The sequence below is a fragment of the Streptomyces crystallinus genome (genome assembly GCF_039521265.1).
Classification (GTDB): domain Bacteria; phylum Actinomycetota; class Actinomycetes; order Streptomycetales; family Streptomycetaceae; genus Streptomyces; species Streptomyces crystallinus.
Genome location: NZ_BAAACA010000016.1, coordinates 172,817 through 182,849, shown reverse-complemented (window position 1 = coordinate 182,849; position 10,033 = coordinate 172,817). Strand labels below are relative to the sequence as shown.

Here is a 10,033-nt window from a genome sequence, read left to right as displayed (position 1 = left end):
CGCGGCGGGCGCGCCCTGCGGCGGGGCCGGCGGCATCGCGGGCGGCGAGCCGGCGGTCGGCGGCGGCATCTGCGGCGGCTGGGCGGGCGGGGTGGGTGCCCCGGCGGGCGGGTCCGTGGGTGCCCCGAAGCCCCCCTGCGGCGGCTGCTGGCTGGGCGGCTGGGTCACAGCGTGTCTCCCCCTTCGTGGGGACCGCTGCCCGAACGGACTCCCCCGCGTTTCCGGAGCGGAATCGGACATGGTCCCGCACAGTTTGCGTCAGTCGAGCGGGGCTTCTTTCTATCACCCACAACGCCTCGAACAGGGGGCCGGTCCACCCCTGTTCCCAAGGGCGGACCGGCCTGTGATGCGCCTGTTATGGAGTTTGCACGTGCTCTTTACGACTCGTCATCCGTCCTCACGAGCCCCACGCGTCCCAGCTGTTCCTACGACTCCTCGGCCAGTTCCAGCCAGCGCATCTCCAGCTCGTCGCGCTCGCCGATGAGGGCGCGCAGCTCCGCGTCGAGCCCCGCGACCTTCTCGAAGTCGGTCGCGTTGTCGGCGATTTGCGCGTGCAGGCCGGCCTCCCGGTCGGAGAGCTTGTTCAGCTGCCGCTCGATGCGCTGGAGCTCCTTCTTGGCGGCGCGGGAGTCGGCGGCGGAGGTCCCGCCCGAGGGCTTGGCGGCGGCCGGCGCGGGGGCCGGGGCGGTCGTCTCGACCATCCGCCTGCGGCGCTCCAGGTACTCGTCGATGCCGCGCGGCAGCATGCGCAGGGCCGCGTCGCCGAGCAGCGCCCACACCTTGTCGGTGGTGCGCTCGACGAAGAACCGGTCGTGCGAGATGACCACCATCGAGCCGGGCCAGCCGTCGAGCAGGTCCTCCAGCTGGGTCAGCGTCTCGATGTCGAGGTCGTTGGTCGGCTCGTCGAGGAAGAGGACGTTCGGCTCGTCCATCAGCAGCCGCAGCAGCTGGAGCCGGCGCCGCTCACCACCGGAGAGGTCGCCGACCGGCGTCCACTGCTTCTCCTTGCCGAACCCGAACTGCTCGCAGAGCTGTCCGGCCGTCATCTCCCGGCCCTTGCCGAGGTCGACCCGGTCCCGGATCTGCTGGACGGCTTCCAGGACGCGCAGTTCGGCGGGGAGTTCGGTGACGTCCTGCGAGAGGTAGGCGAGCCGTACGGTCTTGCCGACCTTGATCTGTCCGGCCGCGGGCTGCGCCTCGCCCTCGGTACGGGCCGCCTCGGCCAGCGCGCGCAGGAGCGAGGTCTTGCCCGCGCCGTTCACACCGACCAGGCCGACGCGGTCGCCCGGGCCGAGCTGCCAGGTCAGGTGCTTGAGCAGCACCTTGGGCCCGGCCTGGACGGTCACGTCCTCCAGGTCGAAGACGGTCTTGCCGAGCCGCGCGTTGGCGAACTTCATCAGCTCGGAGGTGTCGCGCGGCGGCGGCACGTCCGCGATCAGCTCGTTGGCGGCCTCGATGCGGTAGCGGGGCTTGGAGGTGCGGGCCGGGGCGCCGCGGCGCAGCCAGGCCAGCTCCTTGCGCATCAGGTTCTGCCGCTTGGCCTCCTCGGTCGCGGCGATCCGCTCCCGCTCGGCGCGCGCGAACACGTAGTCGCTGTAGCCGCCCTCGTACTCGTACACGCTGCCGCGCTGCACGTCCCACATCCGGGTGCAGACCTGGTCCAGGAACCAGCGGTCGTGGGTGACGCACACCAGCGCGGAGCGGCGGGCCTGGAGGTGGGCGGCGAGCCAGGCGATGCCCTCCACGTCGAGGTGGTTGGTGGGCTCGTCCAGGATGATCAGGTCCGGGTCGGCGATCAGCAGCTTCGCGAGGGCGATGCGGCGGCGCTCGCCGCCGGAGAGCGGGCCGATGACCGTGTCCAGGCCGCTCTCGAAGCCGGGCAGGTCGAGACCGCCGAAGAGGCCCGTGAGCACATCGCGGATCTTGGCGTCGCCCGCCCACTCGTGGTCGGCGAGGTCGCCGATCACCTCGTGGCGGACGGTGGCCTTCGGGTCCAGCGAGTCGTGCTGGGTGAGCACGCCGAGCCGCAGGCCGCCGACGTGGGTGACGCGGCCGGTGTCGGCCTCCTCCAGCTGCGCGAGCATCCGGATGAGGGTGGTCTTGCCGTCACCGTTGCGGCCGACCACACCGATCCGGTCCCCTTCGGAGACGCCGAGGGAGACGCCGTCGAGCAGGGCACGGGTGCCGTATACCTTGCTGACTGCCTCGACATTGACCAGGTTGACGGCCATTTCACTCCTGAGCAGGGGGCTTGGATCGCCCTCCAGGGTACGTGCTGCCCCGCCCCCGGGGCGCGGGGGAACCAGTGGCCGGGCCCCATCCCCCCAGAGGCGCGGGGAACTGCGCGCTCAGCCGGCCACCGGGCCGCGGCCGGAGAACGACCGCTTTCGGCTGCGGACCGTGCTGGGTTGCTCGCGCAGTTCCCCGCGCCCCTAGGGGGTTGGGGCCCAGCCCAGATCCGCAGGCGACCCGGGGGCAGGGGAGGCAGCCAGTACCGTCGCGCCGGGGGCCGGGGAAGCAGCCACCCGGGCCGAGCGGCACGTACCCGACGCCGTCAGTGCCTCGGCGATCCTGCGCGCGCTCTCCTCGCCTTCGGCGAGGAAGGCGGTCGTGGGCCCCGACCCCGACACCAGGGACGCGAGCGCGCCCGCCGCCGTTCCCGCCGCCAGCGTGTCCGTCAGGGACGGGCGCAGCGACACCGCGGCCGGCTGGAGGTCGTTCGCGAGCGCGCCCGCCAGGGCGAAGGGGTCGCCGGCCCGCAGCGCGGCGAGCAGCGCCTCATCCGCCTCCGGCGCCACCGCCCCGGGCGTGAGCCGGTCGAACTCGCGGTACACCGCGGGCGTGGACAGCCCCCCGTCCGCCGCCGCGAACACCCAGTGGAAGGTGCCGCCGACGTCCAGGGAAGAAAGCTTCTCGCCGCGGCCGGTGCCGAGCGCCGCACCCCCCACCAGGCTGAACGGAACGTCGCTGCCGAGCTCCGCGCAGATGTCGAGCAGCTCCGCACGCGAGGCGCCCGTGCCCCACAGCGCGTCGCACGCCACCAGCGCCGCCGCGCCGTCCGCGCTGCCGCCCGCCATGCCGCCCGCGACCGGGATGTCCTTGGCGATGTGGAGGTGGACGTCGGGCGCGAGGCCGTACCGCGCGGCCAGCAGCTCGGCCGCCCGCGCCGCCAGGTTCGTACGGTCCAGCGGCACCTTGTCCGCGTCCGGGCCGGCGCAGGTGATCCGCAACGAGTCGGCCGGCGCCGCCGTGACCTCGTCGTACAGGCCGACCGCGAGGAAGACGTTGGCCAGGTCGTGGAAGCCGTCGGGGCGGGCCGGGCCCACCGCGAGCTGGACGTTGACCTTGGCGGGGACGCGGACGGTGACCGCCGCCGGCCGCGTCACTTCTTCGCCTCCGCGATCCGCGCGAACTCCTCCACCGTCAGCGCCTCGCCGCGCGCCTGCGGCGAGATCCCGGCCGCGACCAGCGCCTCCTCGGCGAGCGCGGCCGAGCCGGCCCAGCCCGCCAGAGCGGCCCGCAGGGTCTTGCGGCGCTGGGCGAAGGCCGCGTCGACCACCGCGAAGACCTCCGCCTTGGTGGCGGTGGTCTGCACCGGCTCGGTGCGCCGCACCAGCGAGACCAGGCCCGAGTCGACGTTCGGCGCGGGCCAGAAGACGTTGCGGCCGATCGACCCGGCACGCTTGACCTCCGCGTACCAGTTGGCCTTCACCGACGGCACTCCGTACACCTTGTTGCCGGGCTTCGCCGCGAGTCGGTCCGCGACCTCCGCCTGGACCATGACCAGGGTGCGCTCGATCGTCGGGAAGCGGTCCAGCATGTGCAACAGGACGGGCACGGCGACGTTGTACGGCAGGTTCGCGACCAGGGCGGTCGGGGCGGGTCCGGGCAGCTCCTGGACCAGCATCGCGTCGGAGTGGACCAGCGCGAAGCGGTCCTTCCTGGCGGGCAGCCGGGCCGCGATGGTGGCGGGCAGCGCGCCCGCGAGCACGTCGTCGATCTCGACGGCCGTCACCCGGTCCGCGGCTTCCAGCAGCGCCAGGGTCAGCGAGCCGAGGCCGGGCCCGACCTCCACCACGACGTCGTCGGGCCGCACCCCCGCCGTCCGTACGATCCGGCGGACCGTATTGGCGTCGATGACGAAGTTCTGGCCGCGCTGCTTGGTGGGGCGTACGCCCAGCGCTGCGGCCAGTTCACGGATGTCGGCGGGGCCGAGGAGGGCATCGGGCTCAGTGGTGCTCACCGATACAGCCTACGGCCGCAGTGCGGCCACGGACTCGACCCCCGCTGCACATAGAGCTTCTTCGCCCGGAACGTCTGCTCCGACGCGCTGGCGTGCTGCGGGAGGCCGCTACCGCCGAGCGCGTGCCAGGTGCGGCCGTCGAACTGGTAGAGCCCGCCGTAGTTCCCGGTCGGGTCGACCGCGCCGGGCCGCCCGCCGGACTCGCAGTGGGCGAGCGCGCCCCAGTCGAGGTGGTCGGCGCCGCCGACCGAGGTGGGCAGCGGCTTGGTGCCGATCCGGACGGTCTGGGTGACCGGCGGGCGCACCACGTGCTCGGCGACCTTCCGGGGCTTCTGCCGCACCCCGTTGACGGACCGCAGCGCGTAGGTGACCTTGCGAAAGCCCTGCTGCCCGGGCCGGTCGACGACCTCGGTCCCGGCGAAGAGCGAGTCGTCCTTCGTCTTGACGACCTCGTACGGGATGGGCTCCGCGCGGACCTCGCGGCTGCCGGTGATCCGCATGACGGTGATGGTCTGCCCGTCGCGGGGGAAGGCGGACGGCGGCACGGAGGTGGTGTCCTGGCCGCGCAGCGAGATCCCGGCCTCCTCCACGGCCTCGGCGACGGTCGCCGCGTTGGTGCGGATGGTGCGCTCGCGCCCGTCGGCGAGGAAGGTGACCTGCCGCTCGGTGCGCACGTCCAGGCCCATCCCGGTGCGGCCGATGGCGGACGAGCGGGAGGCCGAGAGGTATGCGCCCTCGGCCCGCACCCCGAGCTGGCGCAGCGCCCCGTCGACGGTCTGGGCGGTGGTCCACACCTGGCGGCGCTGGCCGTCGAGGGTGAGCGCGACCGGGCGGCCGTAGCGGACGACCACCTCGTCGCCCCCGGTCAGCGCCTCGTGGCGGCCCGGCGCGACGATGTCGTGGTCCCCCACGCTCACGTGCTGGTCCGCGAGCAGCTCGTCGACGTCGTCGGCGAAGGTGTGCAGGGTGCGCGGCACGCCGTCGACGGTGAGCCGCACCGCCTTGTCGTTGGCGAGGAACGCGGTGGTCCCGCCCGCGAGGAAGGCGACCACCAGGGCCTGCGGGATGAGCCGGCGCAGCGCGTCGGGCCCGGCGCCGAGCAGCGCCCCGCCGCTCCTGCGGCGCCGCGCGGCCCGCCGCGCCCCGGCCCGCGAGCCCTCCTCCGGCCCGGCGTCCCGGCGCGGCCCGGGCACCTCCGCGGGCTGCGTCTCGTACGTGTCGTACGTGTCGTACGTGTCGTACGTGTCGTACGAGGGCGCCACGGCGGGCGGCGCGTCCTGCGGGTACGGCTGCTCGGCCGTTCTCGCCGCCGCGCGGCGGCCGCCGCGTGCGGCACGGTGACTGCCCTGCGTATTGCTCACGGCGCTCCAGAGTTCCGGCCGGTCGGTCCCGTCGAGGCCGGGACACTAGCGGAGCGCCGGTCACCCTCCAAAGCGATTCGACTACGGAGCGTCGCCGCGCTACCCTGCACTCGCCCAGTCGGGGCACATCGGCCGTTATCCGTCAGTAATCGAATGCGCGCGCAGTGTTCTCCGCGATGGCCGCGGCCAGCACGTCCTCGTGAAGGGACTTCACCGCCGCCATGGCGCGGACCGTGACCGGAACGAGATACGGCGCATTGGGCCGTCCGCGGTACGGGGCGGGGGTGAGGAACGGCGCGTCCGTCTCCACGAGGACCAGTTCCAGCGGGGCGACGGCGAGCGCGTCGCGCAGCGGCTGGGCGTTCTTGAAGGTCATGTTTCCGGCGAAGGACATGAAGTACCCGGCCCTTGCGCAGAGTTCCGCCATTTCCGCGTCACCGGAATAGCAGTGGAACACCGTGCGCTCGGGTGCGCCTTCCTCGCGCAGAATGCGCAGCACATCCTCGTGCGCCTCGCGATCGTGGATCACCAGCGCCTTGCCGTGCCGTTTGGCGATCTCGATATGCGCCCGGAAGGACCGCTCCTGGGCGGCCATGCCGTCGGCCCCGGTGCGGAAGTAGTCGAGGCCGGTCTCGCCGACGGCCTTCACGTGCGGCAGGGCGGCGAGCCGGTCGATCTCGGCGAGCGCCTCGTCGAGGGCGGCGTCGCCGCCGGGCTGCCGCGCGCCCTGGCGCGACCAGCCGTCGGGGTCGCCCAGGACGATCCTGGGCGCCTCGTTCGGGTGCAGGGCGACGGCGGCGTGCACGTTCTCGTACGCCTCGGCCGTCTCCGCCGCCCACTGGGAGCCCTTCAGGTCGCACCCCACCTGGACCACCGTCGTCACCCCGACGGACGCGGCCTTGGTCAGGGCCTCCTCCACCGTGGTGGACTGCATGTCCAGGTGGGTGTGCGAGTCGGCCACCGCCACACCGAGCGGTTCGGGCAGCGGGGGCGGGGCATCCTTGGCGGCACTCATGGGGCCGATCCTATGAAAGGCCCCGGCGCGTCACTTCTTGTGGTGGTGCTGGAAGGGGTGCAGAAGGTTGGACAGGTGCCAGTGGTGGGTGGCGTCGGGGGTGCCGGCCGGCTCCGGCCGGGCCGCGCGCGGGGTGTCCGGCTCGGGGTCGCCCCCGGACCCGACGGGCCCGGCGGGCGCCTGGTGGGTCGAGTGGTGGGCGAGCCACTGCTGCACGCTGGAGACCCGGCCGGCGCGCAGGGTGCGCACCACGTGTCCGCCGCAGTTCATACAGGTGGGCTGGGACAGAGGTGAGGGGACCCGCTCCCCGTCGGCCTTGTAGACCACGAACGACTGCCCCTTGCCGTCCACGTGGTGCTCTATCTCGTACGCCTGCTCCCAGCCATACCCACACCTCATGCACGCGAAGGCGTATGCCTCGTGTGCCGTGGTCTCAGCGATCTCACTCATGTGCCGGCTCCCTTGTCCGCTGGACAAGCTCTTGCGAGCGCTCCTTGCGAGCGGAGGCGGAAAGCGCCCCCGATCCATGGGACGCCTTTCGCCGCCAAAACGCATCAGGGGCTGTCGAGTGTTGGTGCCGATTTGGCCTTTCCTGGGAAAAAGCCCCGGTGCGCGGCCTGCGCTTTACTTTTTACGATAGTCCTTTACCGTCCGCGGGTACCTGTCGTGCCGCGTTCTTTGCCGCCACGACCGCGTCGAACACCTCGCGCTTGGGCAGGCCCGCGTCCAGGGCCACCGCGGCGATCGCCTCCTTGCGCCGCTCCCCCGCCTCCTCGCGCACCCGCACCCGGCGCACCAGCTCCTCGGCGTCCAGCTCCTCGGGCCCGGTCTCGGCCGCGCCCTCCACCACCACGGTGATCTCGCCGCGCACCCCGTCGGCCGCCCACGCCGCGAGGTCGCCCAGGCTGCCGCGCTTGACCTCCTCGTACGTCTTGGTCAGCTCGCGGCACACCGCGGCGCGGCGCCCGGCGCCGAAGACCTCGGCCATCGCGGCGAGCGTGTCGTCGAGCCGGTGCGGGGCCTCGAAGTAGACGAGGGTGCGGCGCTCGTCCGCGACCTCACGCAGCCGCCCGAGGCGCTCGCCCGCCTTGCGCGGCAGAAAGCCCTCGAAGCAGAACCGGTCGACGGGCAGCCCGGACAGGGCGAGCGCGGTGAGCACCGCGGAGGGCCCGGGCACGGCCGTGACCTTGATGTCCTTCTCGACGGCGGCCGCCACGAGCCGGTAGCCGGGGTCGGAGACCGACGGCATCCCGGCGTCGGTCACCAGCAGCACGCGCGCGCCGCCCTCCAGCGCCTCGACGAGTTCGGGCGTACGGGCGGACTCGTTGCCCTCGAAGTACGAGACGACCCGGCCCGAGGTGTGGATGCCGAGCGCCCGGGTCAGGCCGCGCAGCCGACGGGTGTCCTCGGCCGCGACGACGTCGGCCCGCTCCAGCTCGGCGGCCAGCCGCGGCGGCGCGTCCGCGATGTCGCCGATGGGGGTCCCTGCGAGTACGAGTGTTCCGGTCACCCCGCCATCCTCCCAGCTGCGGGGCCGCTCCGGTCGCCCGGACCGGATCGGGCCCGGCCACGGGACTCGCACAGGCGCTTTCCCTACGATGGCGCGGTGACCAGTACTGCGCCACACACCCTTGAGGGCGAGACGGCCGGAGATCCGCCGCCCGGCTGGCAGGACCGGCTGCGCCGCTTCGGCTACGCGGCCCGGCCGAGAATCGGCCTGCGCGACCGGCTGGTGCCGCCGTACACCCGGCCGTCCGGACAGCTCTGGGCGGTCCTGAAGGTCTCCCCCGCGACGGCCGAGCGGCTGGTGCGCTGGTCGCCGTGGGGCGGGCCGCTGCTGGTCACGCTGGTGGCGGGGCTGCTCAGGTTCTGGAAGCTGGGCAGCCCGGACGCGGTGATATTCGACGAGACGTACTACGCCAAGGACGCCTGGGCGCTGATCAACCGCGGCTACGAGGGCGCCTGGCCCAAGGACGTCGACAAGTCGATCATCCAGGACCCCTCGTCGGTGCAGATCCCCACCGACCCGGGCTATGTGGTGCATCCGCCGGTCGGCAAGTACCTGATCGGCCTCGGGGAGAAGTGGTTCGACTTCACGCCGTTCGGCTGGCGGTTCGTGATGGCGGTGCTCGGCACGCTCTCGGTGCTGATGCTCTGCCGGATCGGGCGGCGGCTGTTCCGCTCGACGTTCCTGGGCTGTCTGGCGGGCCTGCTGCTGGCGGTCGACGGGCTGCACTTCGTGATGAGCCGGATGGCGCTGCTCGACCTCGTGGTGATGTTCTTCGTGCTCGCCGCCTTCGGCTGTCTGCTGATCGACCGGGACCGGGCGCGCGCCCGGCTCGCTGCGGCGCTCCCGGAGAACGAGGACGGCGACCTGCGCCCGGACACGGCCGTGGCGGAGGGCCTGCGCCTGGGCCTGCGGCCGTGGCGGATCGCGGCCGGGGTGGCGCTGGGCCTTGCCTGCGGCACCAAGTGGAACGGCCTGTACGTCCTGGTGGTCTTCTGTGTGATGACGGTGGTCTGGGACGCTTCCGCCCGGCGCACGGCGGGCGCGGTGCGCCCCTACCGCGCGGCGCTCAGGAGGGATGTGTGCTGGGCGTTCGTCTCCACGGTCCCGGTGGCCGTGGTGACGTATCTGGCCTCCTGGACCGGCTGGTTCATGACCGACAAGGGCTACTTCCGCGACTGGGCGCACGGCCGCGACGGCCTCTCCCCGGACCACGTCAAGCTGCCGCTGCTGGGCAAGGTGAGCCTGCCGCAGTTCGACATGGGCTGGGTGCCGGAGTCGCTGCGCAGCCTGTGGCACTACGAGGCCGAGGTCTACAGCTTCCACGTCAACCTGACGGACAAGCACACCTACCAGTCGAACCCCTGGAGCTGGATCGTCCTGGGCCGCCCGGTCTCGTACTTCTACGAGAGCCCCTCACCCGGCACCGACGGCTGCCCGTCCTCCACCACCGACAAGTGCGCCCGCGAGGTGCTGGCGCTGGGCACGCCGCTGCTGTGGTGGGCGGCGTGCTTCGCGATCCTGTACGTGCTGTGGCGCTGGGTGTTCCGGCGCGACTGGCGGGCGGGCGCGATCGTCGGCGGCATCGCGGCGGGCTATCTGCCCTGGTTCCTCTACCAGGAGCGGACGATCTTCTTCTTCTACGCGGTCGTCTTCGTGCCGTTCCTGTGTCTGGCGGTGGCGATGATGATCGGCGCGATCCTCGGGCCACCGGGCTCGGACGAGCGGCGCCGGGCGGTGGGCGCGATCGGCGCGGGCGTGCTGGTGCTGCTGATCGTCTGGAACTTCATCTACTTCTGGCCGATCTACACCGGCACGGCGATCCCGCTGGACTCCTGGCGGAACCGGATGTGGCTGGATACCTGGGTGTGAGCCGCTGAGTGGTGTCCCGGTCCGGTAACGGGCGG

8 protein-coding genes are annotated in these 10,033 nt (G+C 72.8%); 1 reads left to right on the top strand and 7 read right to left on the bottom strand.

The features are described from left to right. Window positions 1–425 precede the first annotated feature (425 nt). The 7 genes from ABD236_RS16915 to rsmI all read right to left on the bottom strand — a co-directional run bounded on the left by ABD236_RS16915 (window position 426) and on the right by rsmI (window position 8,129). On the bottom strand, window positions 426–2,231 hold the full coding sequence (locus ABD236_RS16915; protein ID WP_344074540.1) for an ABC-F family ATP-binding cassette domain-containing protein: 1,806 nt from the start codon (window positions 2,229–2,231) through the stop codon (window positions 426–428). Window positions 2,232–2,432: 201 nt separating this feature from the next. After that, entirely contained in the window at window positions 2,433–3,386 is a 954-nt protein-coding gene (locus ABD236_RS16910; RefSeq protein WP_344074539.1) for a 4-(cytidine 5'-diphospho)-2-C-methyl-D-erythritol kinase, read from the bottom strand. Beyond that, complete coding sequence (gene rsmA / locus ABD236_RS16905; protein ID WP_344074537.1) at window positions 3,383–4,243, bottom strand: 16S rRNA (adenine(1518)-N(6)/adenine(1519)-N(6))-dimethyltransferase RsmA; 861 nt, start codon at window positions 4,241–4,243, stop codon at window positions 3,383–3,385. The genes ABD236_RS16910 and rsmA overlap by 4 nt, the downstream gene beginning before the upstream one ends. Beyond that, entirely contained in the window at window positions 4,240–5,604 is a 1,365-nt protein-coding gene (locus ABD236_RS16900) for a resuscitation-promoting factor (RefSeq protein ID WP_425543886.1), read from the bottom strand. Before ABD236_RS16900 ends, rsmA begins: the two co-directional genes overlap by 4 nt. 142 nt (window positions 5,605–5,746) lie before the next feature. After that, window positions 5,747–6,619, bottom strand: coding sequence for a TatD family hydrolase (locus ABD236_RS16895; RefSeq protein ID WP_344074536.1), 873 nt, complete (start codon window positions 6,617–6,619; stop codon window positions 5,747–5,749). A 30-nt stretch (window positions 6,620–6,649) separates the two neighbouring features. Further along, the gene (locus tag ABD236_RS16890) at window positions 6,650–7,069 is read right to left on the bottom strand and encodes a hypothetical protein (protein ID WP_344074535.1); all 420 of its coding nucleotides are present in this window, start codon (window positions 7,067–7,069) and stop codon (window positions 6,650–6,652) included. A gap of 181 nt (window positions 7,070–7,250) precedes the next feature. Next, a complete protein-coding gene (rsmI, locus tag ABD236_RS16885; protein ID WP_344074534.1) occupies window positions 7,251–8,129 on the bottom strand; it encodes a 16S rRNA (cytidine(1402)-2'-O)-methyltransferase in 879 nt (292 codons plus the stop codon). 96 nt (window positions 8,130–8,225) lie between these two features. On the opposite strand from rsmI, the gene ABD236_RS16880 reads away from it, so the two are divergent. Further along, a complete protein-coding gene (locus tag ABD236_RS16880; protein ID WP_344074532.1) occupies window positions 8,226–9,998 on the top strand; it encodes a dolichyl-phosphate-mannose--protein mannosyltransferase in 1,773 nt (590 codons plus the stop codon). Window positions 9,999–10,033 lie beyond the last annotated feature (35 nt).